Annotated in this window: 20 protein-coding genes and 1 tRNA gene; 3 read left to right on the top strand and 18 right to left on the bottom strand. The window is 38.0% G+C overall.

Annotated features, from left to right (window positions below; all coding sequences use genetic code 11):
* Nucleotides 1-7: 7 nt before the first annotated feature.
* The 13 genes from FRX54_RS05530 to FRX54_RS05470 all read right to left on the bottom strand — a co-directional run bounded on the left by FRX54_RS05530 (nt 8) and on the right by FRX54_RS05470 (nt 11,095).
* Entirely contained in the window at nt 8-1,234 is a 1,227-nt protein-coding gene (locus tag FRX54_RS05530) for a hypothetical protein (protein ID WP_146461900.1), read from the bottom strand.
* A 189-nt stretch (nt 1,235-1,423) separates the two neighbouring features.
* Nucleotides 1,424-1,777, bottom strand: a complete 354-nt coding sequence (gene rbfA / locus FRX54_RS05525) for a 30S ribosome-binding factor RbfA (RefSeq protein ID WP_146461898.1) — start codon at nt 1,775-1,777, stop codon at nt 1,424-1,426.
* Between the two features lie 29 nt (nt 1,778-1,806).
* Nucleotides 1,807-4,527, bottom strand: coding sequence for a translation initiation factor IF-2 (gene infB, locus FRX54_RS05520; RefSeq protein WP_146461896.1), 2,721 nt, complete (start codon nt 4,525-4,527; stop codon nt 1,807-1,809).
* An 18-nt stretch (nt 4,528-4,545) separates the two neighbouring features.
* The gene (locus FRX54_RS05515) at nt 4,546-4,848 is read right to left on the bottom strand and encodes a YlxQ-related RNA-binding protein (RefSeq protein WP_146461895.1); all 303 of its coding nucleotides are present in this window, start codon (nt 4,846-4,848) and stop codon (nt 4,546-4,548) included.
* Complete coding sequence (gene rnpM / locus FRX54_RS05510) at nt 4,841-5,137, bottom strand: RNase P modulator RnpM (protein ID WP_146461893.1); 297 nt, start codon at nt 5,135-5,137, stop codon at nt 4,841-4,843. The genes FRX54_RS05515 and rnpM overlap by 8 nt, the downstream gene beginning before the upstream one ends.
* Before the next feature lie 19 nt (nt 5,138-5,156).
* Nucleotides 5,157-6,305 (bottom strand): transcription termination factor NusA, encoded by a 1,149-nt coding sequence (gene nusA / locus FRX54_RS05505; RefSeq protein ID WP_146461891.1) that lies wholly within the window; start codon nt 6,303-6,305, stop codon nt 5,157-5,159.
* Nucleotides 6,306-6,331: 26 nt separating this feature from the next.
* Nucleotides 6,332-6,802: a ribosome maturation factor RimP gene (gene rimP / locus FRX54_RS05500; protein WP_146461890.1), complete on the bottom strand. Its 471-nt coding sequence runs from the start codon at nt 6,800-6,802 to the stop codon at nt 6,332-6,334.
* A gap of 492 nt (nt 6,803-7,294) precedes the next feature.
* On the bottom strand, nt 7,295-7,540 hold the full coding sequence (locus tag FRX54_RS05495) for a hypothetical protein (protein WP_146461888.1): 246 nt from the start codon (nt 7,538-7,540) through the stop codon (nt 7,295-7,297).
* 173 nt (nt 7,541-7,713) lie between these two features.
* Nucleotides 7,714-7,800, bottom strand: a tRNA-Ser gene (locus tag FRX54_RS05490).
* Nucleotides 7,801-7,832: 32 nt separating this feature from the next.
* Nucleotides 7,833-8,477: a tRNA (guanosine(46)-N7)-methyltransferase TrmB gene (gene trmB / locus FRX54_RS05485; RefSeq protein ID WP_146461886.1), complete on the bottom strand. Its 645-nt coding sequence runs from the start codon at nt 8,475-8,477 to the stop codon at nt 7,833-7,835.
* Between the two features lie 2 nt (nt 8,478-8,479).
* Entirely contained in the window at nt 8,480-9,268 is a 789-nt protein-coding gene (ccrZ, locus tag FRX54_RS05480; RefSeq protein WP_146461885.1) for a cell cycle regulator CcrZ, read from the bottom strand.
* 58 nt (nt 9,269-9,326) lie between these two features.
* Nucleotides 9,327-10,361, bottom strand: coding sequence for an ABC transporter permease (locus tag FRX54_RS05475; protein WP_146461883.1), 1,035 nt, complete (start codon nt 10,359-10,361; stop codon nt 9,327-9,329).
* Complete coding sequence (locus tag FRX54_RS05470) at nt 10,358-11,095, bottom strand: ABC transporter ATP-binding protein (RefSeq protein WP_146461881.1); 738 nt, start codon at nt 11,093-11,095, stop codon at nt 10,358-10,360. The genes FRX54_RS05475 and FRX54_RS05470 overlap by 4 nt, the downstream gene beginning before the upstream one ends.
* Nucleotides 11,096-11,290: 195 nt before the next feature.
* On the opposite strand from FRX54_RS05470, the gene FRX54_RS05465 reads away from it, so the two are divergent.
* Nucleotides 11,291-11,710 carry an HIT family protein gene (locus FRX54_RS05465; RefSeq protein ID WP_146461879.1) on the top strand — a complete coding sequence of 140 codons (420 nt, stop codon included), beginning with the start codon at nt 11,291-11,293 and terminating at the stop codon, nt 11,708-11,710.
* Nucleotides 11,707-12,027: a hypothetical protein gene (locus tag FRX54_RS05460; RefSeq protein WP_146461877.1), complete on the top strand. Its 321-nt coding sequence runs from the start codon at nt 11,707-11,709 to the stop codon at nt 12,025-12,027. Before FRX54_RS05465 ends, FRX54_RS05460 begins: the two co-directional genes overlap by 4 nt.
* 47 nt (nt 12,028-12,074) lie before the next feature.
* Here the strand turns inward: FRX54_RS05460 and brpA are convergent, their stop codons facing one another.
* From brpA to FRX54_RS05435, 5 genes are all read right to left on the bottom strand, one after another.
* Nucleotides 12,075-13,418 (bottom strand): biofilm formation/cell division transcriptional regulator BrpA, encoded by a 1,344-nt coding sequence (brpA, locus tag FRX54_RS05455; protein ID WP_146461875.1) that lies wholly within the window; start codon nt 13,416-13,418, stop codon nt 12,075-12,077.
* A gap of 9 nt (nt 13,419-13,427) precedes the next feature.
* Nucleotides 13,428-13,949, bottom strand: coding sequence for a GNAT family N-acetyltransferase (locus FRX54_RS05450; protein ID WP_146461873.1), 522 nt, complete (start codon nt 13,947-13,949; stop codon nt 13,428-13,430).
* The gene (gene tsaE, locus FRX54_RS05445) at nt 13,942-14,385 is read right to left on the bottom strand and encodes a tRNA (adenosine(37)-N6)-threonylcarbamoyltransferase complex ATPase subunit type 1 TsaE (protein WP_146461871.1); all 444 of its coding nucleotides are present in this window, start codon (nt 14,383-14,385) and stop codon (nt 13,942-13,944) included. Before tsaE ends, FRX54_RS05450 begins: the two co-directional genes overlap by 8 nt.
* 83 nt (nt 14,386-14,468) lie before the next feature.
* Nucleotides 14,469-15,881: an NCS2 family permease gene (locus FRX54_RS05440; protein WP_146461868.1), complete on the bottom strand. Its 1,413-nt coding sequence runs from the start codon at nt 15,879-15,881 to the stop codon at nt 14,469-14,471.
* Nucleotides 15,882-16,004: 123 nt separating this feature from the next.
* Entirely contained in the window at nt 16,005-16,595 is a 591-nt protein-coding gene (locus FRX54_RS05435; protein WP_146461866.1) for a DUF1361 domain-containing protein, read from the bottom strand.
* A 161-nt stretch (nt 16,596-16,756) separates the two neighbouring features.
* Between FRX54_RS05435 and FRX54_RS05430 the strand changes: the two genes are divergently transcribed.
* Nucleotides 16,757-17,572 carry a Cof-type HAD-IIB family hydrolase gene (locus FRX54_RS05430; RefSeq protein WP_146461851.1) on the top strand — a complete coding sequence of 272 codons (816 nt, stop codon included), beginning with the start codon at nt 16,757-16,759 and terminating at the stop codon, nt 17,570-17,572.
* Nucleotides 17,573-17,604: the final 32 nt, after the last annotated feature.

The raw sequence follows: 17,604 nt of genomic DNA, 5'->3' as shown, positions 1-17,604 counted from the left end.
TCCTTACTTATTCATCTAACCAATTCAATTCTCGAAGAGCATCTATTAAGTTTTTTCGATCATTTAATAATGCAAATCCGTCTAATTCCCTAGCTAAATCATCATCGAAAAATATCGCCGAAATATTTTCTTTCTTACATCTAGATGGATAATAAGTTCCAGGTTTTTGAATTTTATAACGATCCTGTTCTTGTATAGCAAAATCTTTTATTTGTTTGCCACCAAACTGTGTAAGTTTCTCTTCTTTTGTATTTAAAAATATAACTTCTTTATCTTGCCTAATAGAAAAAACTAGGTGTCCTGCCTCATCATACACTTTCTTATTTTTGCTTATGGTAAAATGTTTTATTAATAACTCGTCATTTCCTTCAAAAGTTTCATCTATATCTTCTCTATTTAAGAATATATCTTCTTTACCTTTATTTTGTACAATATAGAAAACTTGATGCCCTGCTTCATCATACACCTTACCATCTTCATCTGGAATAGCTATATTCTTAAAACATTTCTGATATTTATCGTCATATCCCTTACAATAAAATTCACGATATAAATCTACATTATTAGCATTATCATCATTTTGAGGAAGATCGAAATCTTTATCAAAATTTGGAATAAAAATATGACTATCTTCCAACATTTCTTGACTATTATTCTGTTTTATTGTTTTGAATAAGATTTTAGTGCCTATTGGTATCTTATCATCCTTATCATAAAAGAATATTGTGACTTCATATTGTATTTTTCCGCCTCCATTTTTAAGATAATTTGCTATTTTATTCTCATAAAATGCTTGACTTTTTCTAAAATTACCACTGGCTTTCTCTTGTTGCAAATTAGCTACACTAAATTGAATAAAACCATTCCTTTTATTATCTTTGATAATATTTTCTTTTTCTTTATCATTAATAAAACTATAAAATTGGCTAGCTAAAATATGTCCATGATTAAAAAAATATTGTCCATTAATTTTAACAGGATTATTTGATCGTAGTTTTTTTAATCCTAATTTTGATGTTGATTTTTCACAACTTTCAGTATCTCCATTTAATCTTACTCGCCATCCTTTTGTTTTAGAACCCTTTAATTTTTTAACCGGCCTATTATCGTCTAGCACTCTGAAAATAGTGTGTTTTTCATCATAGCATACTTTAAAACCTAAAATCTTTTCAAGTTCACCATCTTTTAAACCTAGTCTCTTTAATACTTCTAATTTATCCAAATCTTTTTCCATCCTTTAATTTATTTTCAAAACAATCACTAATAAACTCTTTTTAGTCACAAAACATATAATAAATTCTTTAATCATATTACATCATTAGTTTAATCATCATTTACTTCCTTACTCTATTTTCTTTCATTATACCATAGAAAGCCTTTGCCAAACTTTTTCATTACAAAAAACCAGCCGTAGCTGGTTTTCTTAGTCTTTACGTTCGAGTTCACGAAGCATTTGATCGATCTTGTTACCATACTCAATGGACTGATCTTTGACAAAGACCAAATCAGGAATCTTATACATGGTTAGGCGTTTGCCCAACTCACGTTTGATGGTTCCTGTGGCTTTTTCCAAGCCTTTTTGAGCCTTTTGATTATCTGAAGCCAAGTCACTTAAAATGGTATAGTAAACTTTTGCGGCTGACAAATCACCAAGCATCTGGACATCTGTCACCGTTACCCCTGAAACTCTGGGATCTCTTACCTTTTTTTGTAAAATATCGTTGACTTCACGTTTGACTTCCATGCCAACACGGTCAACACGAAATGAATTTGCCATGCTAACTCCTTTCTGCTTAGCTAGCTGAATTAGCGTTTGATTTCTTCCATGATGTAGGCTTCAATGGTGTCATCGACTTGTAGGTCATGGAAATTCTCAATCATCAGACCACCTTCACGACCATTACCCACTTCTTTAACATCATCTTTATAATGTTTCAAACTCACAAGGGCACCGTCATGAATAACTACACCATCACGGATAACACGAACCTTAGAATCACGCGTTACCTTACCATTGATAACCATAAAGCCACCGATTGTACCAACCTTAGAAATCTTATAGGTTTCTCGGATAAGGGCTTCACCGATTACTTTTTCTTGGAATTCTGGATCTAGCATACCCTTCATGGCATCTTCAACTTCTTCAATGACTTTGTAGATGATGCTATGTAGGCGAATATCGACATCATCTGAATCGGCTTGTTGACGCGCTTGTGGTGTCGGGCGAACATTGAAACCAATCACAATGGCATTACTTGCTTCAGCTAGGGTCACATCTGATTCACTGATGGCACCAACTGCTGAATGGACAACATTAACCTTAACGCCTTCGACATCAATCTTGAGAAGAGATGAGGCTAGGGCTTCAACAGAACCTTGCACGTCTGCCTTGATGATAACGTTAACTGACTTAACTTCTCCAGCTTTAAGGGTATCAAAAAGATTTTCCAGACTGACACGTTGAGTGGCTTGACGTTGTTTCAACAAGGCACGTTTAGCACGTTCTTCACCGGCAGCACGCGCAGCTTTTTCATCTTCATAAACGGCAAAATGGTCACCTGCCATAGGAGCTTCGTTAAGACCTGTAATCGAAACTGGGGCAGATGGCCCTGCTACCTTAACACGACGACCAAGGTCATTTGTCATGGCACGCACACGACCAAAGGTATTTCCAACAACGATCGGATCTTGAACATTAAGTGTTCCTTGTTGCACAAGAAGGGTAGCAACCGCTCCTTTTCCTTTATCCAAACGAGCCTCGATAACCGTACCGATAGCACGAACCGTTGGGTCAGCTTTCAATTCTTGGATTTCTGCAACAAGAAGCACCGTATCCAATAATTCTTCAATATTTTGACCGAATTTCGCTGAAATTTCAACAAATTCACAATCTCCACCCCAAGCTGTTGAGATGACACCATGTTCAGCCAATTCACCAATCACACGCTCTGGATTTGCTCCTGGTTTGTCAATCTTGTTAATCGCCACAATAATCGGTACATCGGCTGCCTTAGCATGGTTAATCGCTTCGATAGTCTGAGGCATAACACCGTCATCAGCAGCGACAATCAAGATAGTAATGTCTGTGACAGAAGCACCACGAGCACGCATGCTAGTAAAGGCCGCATGGCCTGGGGTATCAAGGAAAGTGATCAACTTACCATTTTCTTCAATCTGATAAGCACCGATATGTTGTGTAATTCCACCTGCTTCGCCTGTTGCAACACGAGAATTTCTCAAGGTATCTAGCAAAGTGGTTTTACCATGATCGACGTGTCCCATGATGGTAACGACTGGTGCACGCTCTACCATATTCTCTGGATTGAGATACGACTCATCAGCAAAGAAACGCTCAATATCCGCATTATCAACTTCGACCTTAGCCTTGGCTTCAATGCCATAATCTACCATCAATAGTTCGATAGTATCACCATCTAAAGATTGGTTTTGTGTCGCCATCACTCCCATCATAAAGAGTTTTTTGACAATTTCAGCTGGCTCACGTTTGATACGTTTAGCAATCTCTGCAACGGTCATGCCTTCTGTGTATTCAAACTCTTTTGGCAATTCATGGAATTTGCGTTCGGTCATGGCCTTAGGAGCTTCCTGACGATTTTGTTTACCTTTTTTCTTCTTATTTGGGTTCCAGTTACTATTTCTTTGATTTCTCACTTGATTTTGATTATTCCAACTCTTCTTATTCTTGTTTTGTTTTGGTCCGTCTTCATTTTCATGACTAAAATCACGAGATTTTTCTGGACGGGCTTTTTTACGACGAGTATCAGTCGCTGTTTGTGCAACTTCTACCACTGCTGGAGCAGGCTTAGTTGGCTCAACTACCTGCTTCATTTGTGATTTTTGAGCTTCTTTTTTAGCTTGACGTGCTAATTCTCGTTCTTTTTCTGCCTTTAATTTAGCTGCTTCATTTTCACGGAAACGGCTCTCACTCTGACGAGCATACTCGGCATTTTGTTCAGCTTTAAGAGCAGCAGCACGAGCCTTGAAATCAATTCTTGGTGATTGTGCTGACGTTTGCTGAGTCGGTCGTTTTGGTTGATTTTGTCTGGTTTGACCCTGACGTTTTTCTTGGTTATAAGACTGACGACCGGCTTCTTTATTGGTCTTTGTTGAAGCATTTTGAGTCTGTTTGCTTACTCGACCTTGTTGATTTGAACGATTTTGTTTACGACGTTCTGCTTCAGCCTTAGCTCTAGCTTCTCGCTCAGCCTTAAAATTACGGCTTTGTGGCTTAACAGCTTTTTGTTCAGCTACTTGTTCTACTTTTTCAGAGCTTGGAACAACTTTTTCACTTACTGTTGCAACAGTTGTTTTTTCCACCACAGGTGTTGTCTGTTTTGACGCAACTTTTTTATCGTTAAAGCTGGCAATAATTTTTTTGGCATCTGTTTCTTCAACTGAAGAGGAATGGCTCTTAACTGCCATGCCTAAATCCTTGGCACGCTCAACTACTTCCTTACTTGCCTTACCAAGTTCCTTGGCAATTTCGTATAATCTTTTCTTAGACAATTGGTGTCCTCCTATTCTCTAGTCCATAAGAGTCCTCATTTTCTTAATAAATCCAGCATCTGTAATCGCAACGACTTTTCTAGCTTTGCCCAGTGCTGTGCTTAATTCCAGTGTCGAAAACACTGTAAAGACTTCTATATCATAATAACGACTTTTATCAGTTACTGTTTTTGTCAAATTACTTGCTGCATCATTAGCGAGAAAAATCAAGCCAACCTGCTGGTTTTGAATGGCCTTAACCACCAACTCCTCACCAGAAATCACACGACCTGCTCGCTGTGCCAAGCCTAGCAAATTTGACAATTTTTCTTTATTATTCAAGACCTAATTCTCTTCTTTTTATCTTATGATCCACATAAGCAATCAGTTCATCATAAAAAGTTTCTGGCACTTCCATAGAAAAGCTTCGATTAAAAACTTGTTTTTTCTTGGCTAGCTGTGCTTCTTGATTGTCCAACTTAATATAGGCACCTCGGCCATTTTTCTTACCTGTTGGGTCAATAAAGACTTCGCCTTCCTTCGTTTTAACAACACGAAGCAAATCTCGTTTGTCAATCACTTCACCAGAAACGACAGATTTTCGTAAAGGTATTTTTCTTACTTTTGCCATCAAACACCTCTCCAATAATTTATTCTGTAACGTCTTCTGTTTGTTCAGGAATTACTTCTTCTACACTTGAAAAAGGTTCATTTTCCATTGCTTCATATTCAGAAGCTGATTTGATGTCAATACGGTAGCCTGTCAAATGAGCCGCTAGACGTACATTTTGCCCACGACGACCAATGGCAAGCGATAGCTTGTTATCAGGTACCACAACTGTGGCATGCTTGCTATTGTTTTCATCAAAGATAACATAGTCCACTTCAGCTGGTGCAATCGCATTGTAAATAAACTCTGCTGGATCTTCTACCCATTGGATGACATCAATATTTTCTTCTACAGGAACCAATAAACCTGTCTTTTGATCAAGACGTTTAGGGTGGAATTTGCTCACAACCTTTTTGATATTGGCACCACCACGACCAACAATAGTTCCAATCGCTTCAACATTAGGATTATGGCTACGAACCGCTACCTTGGTACGATCTCCTGCCTCACGCGAAACGCTCATGATTTCCACTGTGCCATCAAAAACTTCTGGAATTTCTTGTTCCATCAAACGTTTGATAAATTCTGGGTGACTTCGACTTACAAAAACATTGACTCCACGAGGATTATTTTCAACCTTATAAACGTAAACCTCAATTCGATCATGAGATTTGAAAATTTCACCTGGAATCTGGTCTTGCTTAGATAACTGAGCTTCAATCGAACCTAGATTGACATAGATAAAGCGATCATCGAAACGTTCAACCGTTCCTGTCATAATTTCACGTTCATGCTGCTTGTACTCGTTGAAGGTCACCTCTCGCATCTGACGACGCATGCGTTCCATAATCGTTTGTTTAGCTGATTGGGCAGCCACACGACCAAATTCGGTTACTGATTCTTCAAAACGAATTCTATCTCCCAATTCATAGACAGGGTTAATGGCAAGGGCGTCTTTTAGGCTGATTTCCAAACGACTATCAAATACCTCATCAACCACTTCACGCACTGTATAAACCTGAAAATCTCCAGTTTTTTCGTTAAATTCAACAACGGCACTTTCAGATTGGCCATAACGACGACGATAGGCTGATTTCAAAGATTCAGTCACTGCCTCGATAATATCTGCTTTGTTAATGTGTTTTTCTTCTTCCAAAATACGGAAGGCTTCTAACATTTCTTTAGTCATAATCTTGGTCTTTTCGACCTTCCTTTCTAAAATTTCACTGCAAGACGAGCCTTAGCCACCATCTTGTAAGGAATCTCAACTGTTTTTTGACGAGTTTTATCCAAGTAAGCCATTTTCAAGGTTTCACCATCAAAAGACAATAAATCGCCTTCAAAAATCTTAACCTTATCAATGGCTTGATAAAGACTGACATTGATATATTTCCCAATAGCTGCAGTAAGACTATCCTTGGTTTTCAAAGGACGTTCCAAGCCTGGACTAGACACTTCCAAAAAATACTGGTCAGGAAACGGGTCAGGCTGAATCGTATCTAAAAGTGGGCTAATAACCTCGGTCAATTCTGCTGTGTCTTCTACGCTAATCCCCTCAGGTTTATCGACAAGTACAGACAACACATAATCGCCACCCATTTTTTCATACTCAATATCCACTAGCTCAAACGGCTCTGGAATTGCTGGCGCAATGACTTCTGTCACCTGTTCAATAAGTGATGCCATGGCATACCTCCTTGTATAGCTAAGAGGACCAAGATACACCTTAGTCCCCCCTCTGCTTTATTAGTTAGTTTCATTCTATCACATTTTCTTTATCAATGCAAAGAAAATCATTTTTTGTTAGCTAAGTCCTGTACATCGATAAAAACTTACTTTTATTTTTAACACAATTTCAATCAATAGTCATTTCTTTAATCAATAGAACTGCTGTACTACCATTAATATAACGAACAATTTTAGTCTGCTCTGTCCTAATGATAAAATATTAAGTTTCCAATTTATACCTCTCTCAACTGAAATTGACAAATAAAAAGCACCTAGAGTAAATCTAAGTGCTAAGATAGGCAGGACTGTCGGGGCTCCTGCATTTCTCGACCCACTAATAAAGTGGCGCGTTGGTGACAGATTCTCAACCTCTATCTTTATCTTAATTATACTACTGCTACTATTTTTTGTAAACAATTTTATTTAACAAGAAATTTAAAAACAGACCATTTATCCCCAAGCTAAGAATTTTTCATCTGGCAATTCTCCACTATCCCACATTTGCTTAACCACTCCTCGAGCTTTATTCGCAAAATAAGGACAACCATCTTTCTTATCGAATGCAGATAGTTCCACGATTTCAACATCTCCTGTAGTTGTATTGATTTCCACCATACCAGGCCCTGGATAATCTTCAGGAGTATAAAAATATCCTATGCGATTTGAATTTTTTATCTTTTGCAATAACAACATCATCAAAACGCCTTTCTTAAAGTCTAATAAAACATTTCATTCCTAGTCATTTTCAGCTTTTTATCTAATCCAGCCATTGAAAAAGCATAAAGAAACTCTATTTTTTACATCTTGGATAAAAATCTTGACTTTGACGGGTGAACCCTCGCCAAAGCCTATAAAATCAATAGGATAAAAGGAGAGGAGGGGATTCGAACCCCCGAGCCCCGTGAAGGACTACACGCTTTCCAAGCGTGCGCACTCGGCCACTATGCGACCTCTCCATTATGTGAGCTAGACTCACATTCAAAATAGTTTATTTTTTAGGAAATTGAGATTCCAAACGGTAAATGACTTGACCTTTGTTAGAGAACTTACGCTCATATTCTGTCATCACATTGCCCTCATAGTCGCTAGCGTGCAAATCTAGCCAGACTTGGTTCAATACCATGCCATACTGTGATAAAGACGCCAAGCTATACTCAAACAAGCCACGATTATCCGTCTTAAAATGAATCTGCCCCTCTTCTGGTAAAATTTGCTCATAGGTTTCTAAAAAGGTTTTGTAAGTCAAGCGACGTTTCTCATGACGAGTTTTAGGCCACGGATCACTAAAGTTGAGATAAAGTAAATCAATCTCACCATCAGCGAAATAATTGGTCAAACTTGACCCATCAACCAAAAGTAATTTAATATTTGGAAGATTACTCTCTAAAACCTTATCCAAGGCATAGGACAAGACCGAACGCTGAATGTCTATCCCAATATAGTTGATATGGGGGTTTTTTGCCGCCATACCAGTGATAAAGGCTCCCTTACCACTACCTACCTCAATATGAATAGGATAATCATTGCCAAAAACGTCTTGCCAATGTCCTTTGGCTTCTTCTGGCTTCAACACCACATACTGTGGATTATTTTCTAGGTGTTCTTCAGCACCTTTACGTTTTCTAACTCTCATTTTTACTTTCTAAATGTTTCACGGAATTTTCTAAGTTCGTAGATTTCTTGATTGACATGCTCCATATCACGACTATCAAAGCATTTGATGATTTGTGATAAGTAAGAAAATTGACCATACCAGTATAACTTACTCAGCACCTTTTCATTATACTTATAACCATACAAGGCCAACCATTCCTGCCAACGCACACGAGGGATATAATGGCTCAAAACATAGGCTACATCATACATACGATCAGTTAGGCGAACAGAATCCCAATCCACTAAATAAATCATGCCACTGGTTGTAATCACCCAGTTGCTATGACAAACATCCCCATGGACAATAGTCGCCAAGTCTGAACGAAATTCTGGCAAGCTACGTTTGAGTTCCTTAATCACTAATTGTAGGTAGGAATTTTCTTGTAGTTGTAACGGTGCATTCTTTTCCCAATCCACCAATAAATCATAAGGATTTTCAATCTTAAAATTAAGTTGCAAAAGTTGATTAACCAACGCTTTAGAGCGATGCATCCGAACCAAAATTTGAACAACTTGTTTACTATTCATATCCTGTTTGGTCAAAATCCGACCATCTAACCATTCTTGAGCACTCATCATGTCGCCATTGCCCATACGCTTAGCCCACAACAGTTGAGGAGCAATCTGTTCCTTGGCTAGAGCAGCAAGGATAGGAGTGGTATTTAATTTGACAAAAACTCGCTCACCATTAGGATAAGTTCCCATATAAGCCTGACCACTGTTACCTTTAAGAAGAGTTAATTGTAATTCTTGATCTGTACCAGCCATTGTTTTTCCTCCTATTTTTCTATTGAGCCTTATCATCTTACATTGTACTTGTTTTCAATCACTTAGTCAAACTTGACTTAACTTTTTTGGGTAAATAAAAGAAACTTAATAGCAAACCTCCGACAACAAACAAGCCACTAAAACCAAAAAAGAAAGAACAACTGGTTTGGATGATATAAAAGATTAAAAACAAACGTTGCAAGACACCTTGAAGGGCTACACTTTTATCTGCTTGCTTAGGATACAAACGTGTTAGATACTGGTAGTCATAATGACGTCCCAAAGCCGTCATTTGAAAAAGCCACAAGTAATTAAACAACAAACCTAAAGTCTCGGATAGCCATGGATTAGAAATGGTTACCAAACTTAATAGAGATAAAAAGAACAATCGAAGTGTCAAATGCAGATAATCGCCACTACGCACAAAGGCCTGAGCGTAAAGTTTGGACCATAGACTTGGTGTCTTGCCTGACAAAAACGTGATAAGGCTATCTAAATAAGCCCTTCTCTTAACTGGGCTGGAAATGCCTTTCACATCTGTAAAGAGTGAGAAAAATTTTAAAATTGCCTGCTTGCGTCTTTGTTCATAAGCAATAGCCTTTGACCAATGCAAAGATGAAGGTTGAAAAAAGTCTCTAATTTTCCAAGACATCAAACCAGCCTTAACTAGCCAAAGTAATACCACTAATAGTAAAATCTGCCAACTCGTCCAACTCAATTTTAGTAGAAGTGGACTTAAAAATAAAACACCTATTGTTTGAAGACTTCCCCAAAGTAAGACACTTCTTTTTAAGGCTTTCTTAATTTCTCTTCTGACCTCTGCTTCTTTTACCAATAAAAATAATTGGTCTGCTGGTTCTAAGTAAGTCGCGACCCGACCCATACTCAATAAAATCAGCAAAAGCAATACAATCACTGACCAAATGGGCCAGGTTTGGCTAGGAAAATCATTTAATAATTTGCTGTATTCCACCATGACAAAGCCTGTCAGAAAGACGAGAATCAAAACAAAATGGTCATTTAACACATAGCGCAAATATTTCAGACAGAGCTGATGAAAATCGAAACGTCGTTTACCAAAAAGCTCTCTCATAGACTGCCACTTTCCTCCTGTGTCAAACTTAAATAAATATCGGTCAAGCTAGCGGTTGGTTGGGCAAAACTCGTCTGCAACTCAGCCAAGGTTCCCTTTGCCTTAACCTGCCCTTGATGCAAAATGATAAACTCATCACACATCTTTTCTGCGGAATCCAACACATGAGTACTCATAAGAATGGCTGTTCCTTTCTCCTTTTCCTCCATAAGCAAATCGGTTAAATCCTTGATAGCTACTGGATCAAGCCCCAAAAATGGCTCATCCACAATCAAAAGGCTAGGTTCAACCATCAAGGCTGAAATAATCATCACCTTTTGTTTCATTCCCTTAGAAAAATTGACTGGAAACCAATCCAACTTATCTGACAAACGAAAGATTTTTAATAGACGTTCAGCACACGCCATAGCTTTTTGTTGATCCAAATCATAAGCCAAGATGACAGTTTCCAAATGTTCCTTTAAAGTTAATTCTTCATACAGGCTAGGTGTTTCCGGAATTAAGGCTAGCTGTTTACGATAATTAACTGGATCCGTAGATAAGGTCAAACCATTTAAGCTAATTTGTCCTTGATAAGGCGTTAAAAGCCCAATAATCTCACTAATCGTCGTTGATTTTCCTGCTCCATTCAGACCAATCAAACCAACCAATTGCCCCTTGTTTACTTCAAAACTCAGGTCTTTCAAAACAGGGATATTGATATAGCCCCCTGTAACATGTTCTAGTTTTAACATCGTCATTTTCCTTGTTATAAGATTACCTTTCATTTTATCATATTATTTGATTTAGACAAAATCCTAAACAAAACAAAAGAAATCCATTCTCATTTTCTTAAAGCAATCTAATCAATCATAAAATGACTTTTTCACAGACCAGTGACTAACAATATGCTATACTGATAGTAAATTAAAGAAAAGAAGGTTGAGCTTATGCAAAAATGTATTTTTTGTCAAATCGTTGCAGGTGACATTCCTGCTAGCAAAGTCTATGAAGATGAACACGTTCTCGCCTTTTTAGACATCACTCAAGTCACTAAAGGGCATACCCTTGTTATCCCTAAAAAACATGTTCGTAATCTCTTAGATATGGATTCAGAAACTGCCCAACAGGTCTTTGCCCCTATTCCACAACTAGCACGTCGCTTACAAACCGTTACTGGAGCTAGTGGGCTTAATGTGCTTAATAATAGCGAAGCAGTGGCTGGACAGACCGTCTTTCATGCCCATATTCATCTTATTCCAAGATTTAATGATGAAGACTGCTTAACTATTGACTTCAAAACCAATGAACCTGACTTTGAACAACTCAGTCAGTTAGCTAAGGCAATCACAGATGAGGTAGAAAAATGAAATTAAAAACCTTTATCTTGTCAGGATTGGTAGGAGCAACGCTTTATAAACTCTATGACAATCGTCAAGTCATCGAAGCAGAAGTCAAGGATAAAACCAATCGTCTGAAACAAGGCAAACAAGATTTCTCTAAAGCTCAAGATAGCTTAGCAACTATTCAAAAAGAAAGCCAAGCAGTCAGTAAGCTAGGACAGGATTTATCTTATCAAACCAGAGTCTTTCAGACAGAAGTCCAAGCAACCATGCAAGAAATCAATAAATTATTAAATAAATACAAAACGGCAAAACTCTTATCAACTTCTGATAAATCTCAATAGAAAAACAACCTAGAAAATCACTTCTAGGTTATTTTTTATGATAAATTTTATTCTACTACAGGAGTAATAACAGGGGTTTCTACTGCTTGTGGCGTTTCAACTACATTAGGAACAACTGACTGCTCATAAACTGGTTCTACAGGGGTAGAGTACACAGGGGAAATTTCAGAATAACTTGGATAGACCTCTTGTATTGCTTGGCTAACTTCTGGTACAACAGGAACAACTGATTGCTCACTCGCTGGCACATTAACAATAGGACTACTCTCGTAACTGCTAACTTGTGACTCTGTTTCTTCTGAAGAGCTATCTTCGGTATCCTGACTACTTTCAGTTGATGATTTACTCTCATTGATGTCAATCTTACTGTCTAAACCATATAAGGTTTCATAAACGACTGCACTGGTTTTTAATTTCGACTGATTTGTTTTCAAACCTAACTCTGTCTTAATGCGATTTTGAATGTCCAAAAGATGCTCTGCCGTCACAACTTGATAAGAACCGCCATCAGCCATAGTGGCATCTTCTCCACGAAGTTGATAGCTCTTGATATTTTTCAAGGCCTCTCGATAGCCCAACAACTTAGGAATAGTTTTCGTTGATATTTCCACGTTAGTCTGCATGTTACTGCTGACTGCTGAAAGAATTTTACGGTAGTTACTAATGCTGTCCAAGGCTAAAATTTTCGCCATGATTTTCTTGATAACTTCTCGTTGACGTTTTTGGCGTCCATAATCACCATCTGGATCGTCATAACGCATGCGAGCATAAACTAAAGCTTGATCGCCATTGATTTTGTGAGTTCCTACAGGCACTGTTGCTGTATAGGCTGGCTCTTGTTCATATATTTGAATCGGAAAATCAAAATTATTGGTAACAGTAATTCCACCAACTGCATCAACCAAGTCAACCATGCCCTGCATATTGATCTGCATGTAATAATCAATGGTAATATCCAGCAAATCCTGAACTGTCATAATAGCCATCTGAGCACCACCAGCAGCATAGGCAGCATTTAATTTGGCCTCAACTCCGGTCATGTCATTTTTCTTTGGTCCTGACAATTTGATTAAAATATCTCGTTCCAAACTGGTCATAGTCGTTTTTTTAGTTTTAGGATTAACCGTCACCAAAATCATGGAGTCACTATTACCCTGCCAACGGTCTGTCCTATCGGCACTACCTGTATCCACTCCCATTAACAGTATAGAAAAAGGTTTGGTCTGCTTAATGGCTTGACTAACATTTTTCGAGGTTTGATAGTTCTTAAAGGTTTTTGCAAATTCACTATTCGTGAAACTAGATAGGGTCGTAAAATAAAGCCCCACTGCTAGTGCTGTTGTTGCTAAAATCGCAACAATCATGATACTAATTTTTTTTCCAATGCTCATGCTGTCTTCCTAATCAATCATTTTTCCCATGATATAGACATCAAGAAACTCGCCTGTACTTGTTTTGGCACCACGTTTCTTAACACCTTCTATCTCAAAACCAATCTTTTCATAAACATGGACGGCACGCTGATTTCGTTTTTGCACGGTTAATTCCAAACGACGAATCACTCCAGATTGTTTAGCCCACTCAATTGTTTCAGCCATCAAAACTTGACCTAAACCATAACCCCAATACTGTTTTTTGATGCCGATAAAAATATCTCCAATATGATTGACACGTTCATGAAAATCACTGGTAACATTAAGAACCCCAACCACTTCTGAACCTTTTTTCACTAGCAAGCAGAGCTGATTGACCGATTCTTGTCGATGCTTGATAAAATCAACCATCTGCTCAGTTGTCATCAAAATGCCCGCCTCGTCCAAGGTAATAAATTCACTTTCTCCCCCTATCTGATTGAGGGTTTCAACCAGTGCTTTGGCATCATTTGGTTCTGCTTCTTTGATGATAAATTCTTGTTCAGCCATGACTAATGACCTCCTTTAGTTGATTGGATCGTTTTCCCTTAGGGACTAATGACACACGACGACCAACGTCTTTTGTTTCGATCACAACTTCCATATAATCATTCGTAAAATCTGCACCCAATAAGTGTCCCCATTCAATAACAGTGACACCATTGCCATACAAAAACTCATCTAAATCAATAGAATCTGGGTCATTACCAATACGATAAACATCTAAGTGATATAAAGGCAAACGCCCCTCATACTCTCTGACAATGGTATAAGTTGGGCTCTTAATCATTTGATCAATCCCTAGACCTTTGGCGATTCCCTTGGTCAAGGTGGTTTTACCTGCACCTAAATCCCCTGTCAACACTAGCACATGACCCGCTTCCAAGGCTTGACCAATACGATAACCAAAAGCAATCAATTCATCTTCGTTACAAATGTCAAACATATTCCTATTTTAACACAATTTAATTTCCTAAACCAGTCACAACTGATAAATAAAAAAACTAGAGTTACCCCTAGTTTTCCATCTTAGATTAACAAAAAGTTAACAATAAAGAGAATATCCAAAATCCATATTATCGGTTGAATATCCTTAACTCGTCCTTGAACTAGTTTACTAAGGGTGTAAAAGAGAAAGCCAAAAGCAATACCATTAGTCAAACTATAGCCAAAGCCCATGAAAATTGACGCAAAGAAGGCTGGAATAGCTTGACCCATATCATCCCACTCAACATGTTTCAGACTAGAAATCATCATAATACCAACCATAATCAACACTGCTGCCGTCGCTTGAGTAGGAATAACCGCCAAAAGTGGACTGAAGAAACTAGATACCATAAAGCATGCTGCCACCACTAAGGCAGTTAGACCAGTTCGACCACCTGCTGCGATACCTGCCGCTGATTCTACATAAGTTGTTACATTTGACGTGCCAACCACGGCTCCTGCTGTTGTCGCTAACATATCAGCATAGAGGGCTTTTTCCATTTTTGGATCCAAGTCCTTAGCATTTTCATTGGTCGTCTTAAAAATCTGAGCTTTTTGACTGGTTCCAATCAAGGTTCCGATTGTATCAAACATGTCTGTCAAGGCAAAAGCAAATACAGTCATTACAACCTCTAATAAACGACTAGAATCAGAAAATAAGGTCCTTAAGCCTGTAAAAGCTGCACCAAACACCAGTCCCAAGTCCTGAAAGGCTGTCACAATATTATTCGAGGTAAAATCAATAGCTGATAAGTCAACAATGCCAAGTAAAACAGCCAGCAAGGTAGTTGTAATCATGGCTAGCATGATACCGCCTTTAACATGACGAATGACAAAGATAGCAGTAATGACAATCGCACAAAGCGACAATACCACACCAGCATTATCAAAAGAAACGAGAGCAGGAACTGCTGAGGCATTACCGACAATGGTTGCCCCTGCCTTATCTGCCCCGTCACCCAGAACGGTGTAGGTATTCGGATTCAAGGTAAAATTCAAAAGTCCTGCATTTTTAATCCCTAGATAGGTCAGAAAAATACCAATACCACCACCAATGGCATGTTTAAGCGTTTCTGGAATGGAAACGATAATGACCTGACGTAATTTACTCAAGGTAATAACCATGGCAATACAGCCACAAAGAAAGACCATAGCCAAAGCTTCCTGCCAAGTATAACCAAGACTAAATACAACTGTGTAGGTAAAGAAGGCATTCATCCCCATCCCTGGTGCTTGTGCATAAGGAACATTGGCATAAAGTGCCATAATTAAGGTGCCCACAACTGAGCCAATAATAGTTGCTAGAAAAACACCCTGAATCGGCATTCCTGTCTGAGCCAACATCGCTGGATTGACAAAAAGAATATAAGACATCGCAAAGAAAGTCGTTACCCCAGCTATAACTTCTCTACGAATCGTCGTGCCATGCTCTTTTAACTTGAAAAATGTTTCCATTTTGATTACAAAACTCCTTTTTAGAACGATATAGATATATTAACATAAAAATGTACGTCTTTCAAGGTTTTTAAAAATGAAATTAAACAAAAATAAAAATACACACAAAAATATGCGTATATTCTATTCTCTATCTAAGAAAATCAAGGTCATCATCTGTAAAAAGGTAAAGCCAGCGATAAAAGGTAGGGCTGACCAAGACACCACTTCAACCATACTATCAACCACTGTCATAGGATTCATTAGGGCATCCCATGAGTTTAGGCGAGCATAGCGACCAATATGAATGGCAAAACTTGATAAAAAAGATAAGTTAGTAATAACCAAATAGCGAAGATAGATATTTTTCACGCCCAGGCTATTGAAAATCAACTGCAAACTCAAGACACCAGACAAGACACCAAACAAGATACTAGACACATAAAGCATAAACATAATCATACTCAAACGATCCCATAGAGCTTGATCTGCAAAGGACATGTGAATAATATCTGTCAACATGTAAAAGGTATTGGGATAAAAGAGTAACCACAGTAACACACTTACAATCTTCAAAAAGGTATTTTTCGTGCGATAGGCTAGGTAAGCAAAATCCAAGGCCACCAAGGCCAAAAACATGTTCCAAATCAGATTAGGGCCACTGGTCATATAACGAAAAATCCCAGCCGATATAACCACCCAAAATAGATGAATCAAACTCATTTTTAATTTCATGTCATCTCTCCTTCTTGCAAAACTATTTTCCTATTATAACATAGGAAGAAATAAATGCCGTTGATTAACCCATCTTGTGAAGTGTTTGTTAGGTTTTGACATTTTTATCTAATTTTTACTCATTTTCACAACTTTTTGTCACAATTTGTTATAATAGGAACATGACTAAAAAAATAATTGCAATTGATTTAGATGGTACTCTTCTCCATAGTGATGAAACCATCTCTACCTATACTGTTGAAACGCTAAAAAAAGTTGAAGCTTTGGGACACACAATTATCATTGCGACTGGACGTCCCTACCGTATGGCCATTAATTATTATCGTCAATTAGGCTTAAAAACACCGATGATCAATTTCAACGGTTCCTTGGTTCATCTACCAGAGCAAGATTGGCCACATGAATTGGACATTCGTCTTGATCCAAAATACATCTGGAAATTACTCGACATTAAAGAAGAAATCGAACTTGATTTTCTAGCTACAGAATATCGAGATAAGCTCTTTATCAATTTTGACCATCGTGACCAGATTGACCCTAAACTATTTGGGCTTAAAGAAATCACAGACGAGTTAGAATTGGTGGCAAACAAGATTAGCACTGGACCAAATGCTCTTTTGATGAAAACAAGAGCCAAAGACAAGTATGCTCTAGCTCAAAACATCAAAGAGCAATTTAACCACGACATCGAAGTGGATTCTTGGGGTGGGCCTTTGAACATCTTGGAATTTTCTCCCAAAGGTGTCAATAAGGCAATGGCACTGCAACATTTATTAACTGCTCTGAACTTGGATAAAAAAGACCTTATCGCTTTTGGTGATGAGCATAACGACACTGAAATGTTGGCTTTCGCCCAAACAGGATACGCCATGAAAAATGCCAATCCGATTCTTCTAGAATTTGCCGATCAGCAATTGCCTTGGACCAATAATGAGGATGGAGTTGCCAAACAATTAGAACAACTTTTTTTAACATAAAAATCAGAGATGCCCAATAGTTTTGAGCATCT

This window comes from Streptococcus sp. sy004, assembly GCF_007859205.1.
Classification (GTDB): Bacteria; Bacillota; Bacilli; order Lactobacillales; family Streptococcaceae; genus Streptococcus.
This window is presented reverse-complemented; position numbering and strand designations above follow the sequence as displayed.

Excerpts from the sequence above, each read along its gene's own strand:
- FRX54_RS05530 (WP_146461900.1), bottom strand. The coding sequence starts at position 1,234 with ATGGAAAAAGATTTGGATAAATTAGAAGTATTAAAGAGACTAGGTTTA.
- rbfA (WP_146461898.1), bottom strand. The coding sequence starts at position 1,777 with ATGGCAAATTCATTTCGTGTTGACCGTGTTGGCATGGAAGTCAAACGT.
- rnpM (WP_146461893.1), bottom strand. The coding sequence starts at position 5,137 with ATGGCAAAAGTAAGAAAAATACCTTTACGAAAATCTGTCGTTTCTGGT.
- nusA (WP_146461891.1), bottom strand. The coding sequence starts at position 6,305 with ATGACTAAAGAAATGTTAGAAGCCTTCCGTATTTTGGAAGAAGAAAAA.
- rimP (WP_146461890.1), bottom strand. The coding sequence starts at position 6,802 with ATGGCATCACTTATTGAACAGGTGACAGAAGTCATTGCGCCAGCAATT.
- FRX54_RS05495 (WP_146461888.1), bottom strand. The coding sequence starts at position 7,540 with ATGATGTTGTTATTGCAAAAGATAAAAAATTCAAATCGCATAGGATAT.
- trmB (WP_146461886.1), bottom strand. The coding sequence starts at position 8,477 with ATGAGAGTTAGAAAACGTAAAGGTGCTGAAGAACACCTAGAAAATAAT.
- ccrZ (WP_146461885.1), bottom strand. The coding sequence starts at position 9,268 with ATGGCTGGTACAGATCAAGAATTACAATTAACTCTTCTTAAAGGTAAC.
- FRX54_RS05475 (WP_146461883.1), bottom strand. The coding sequence starts at position 10,361 with ATGAGAGAGCTTTTTGGTAAACGACGTTTCGATTTTCATCAGCTCTGT.
- FRX54_RS05470 (WP_146461881.1), bottom strand. The coding sequence starts at position 11,095 with ATGTTAAAACTAGAACATGTTACAGGGGGCTATATCAATATCCCTGTT.
- FRX54_RS05465 (WP_146461879.1), top strand. The coding sequence starts at position 11,291 with ATGCAAAAATGTATTTTTTGTCAAATCGTTGCAGGTGACATTCCTGCT.
- FRX54_RS05460 (WP_146461877.1), top strand. The coding sequence starts at position 11,707 with ATGAAATTAAAAACCTTTATCTTGTCAGGATTGGTAGGAGCAACGCTT.
- brpA (WP_146461875.1), bottom strand. The coding sequence starts at position 13,418 with ATGAGCATTGGAAAAAAAATTAGTATCATGATTGTTGCGATTTTAGCA.
- FRX54_RS05450 (WP_146461873.1), bottom strand. The coding sequence starts at position 13,949 with ATGGCTGAACAAGAATTTATCATCAAAGAAGCAGAACCAAATGATGCC.
- tsaE (WP_146461871.1), bottom strand. The coding sequence starts at position 14,385 with ATGTTTGACATTTGTAACGAAGATGAATTGATTGCTTTTGGTTATCGT.
- FRX54_RS05440 (WP_146461868.1), bottom strand. The coding sequence starts at position 15,881 with ATGGAAACATTTTTCAAGTTAAAAGAGCATGGCACGACGATTCGTAGA.
- FRX54_RS05435 (WP_146461866.1), bottom strand. The coding sequence starts at position 16,595 with ATGAAATTAAAAATGAGTTTGATTCATCTATTTTGGGTGGTTATATCG.
- FRX54_RS05430 (WP_146461851.1), top strand. The coding sequence starts at position 16,757 with ATGACTAAAAAAATAATTGCAATTGATTTAGATGGTACTCTTCTCCAT.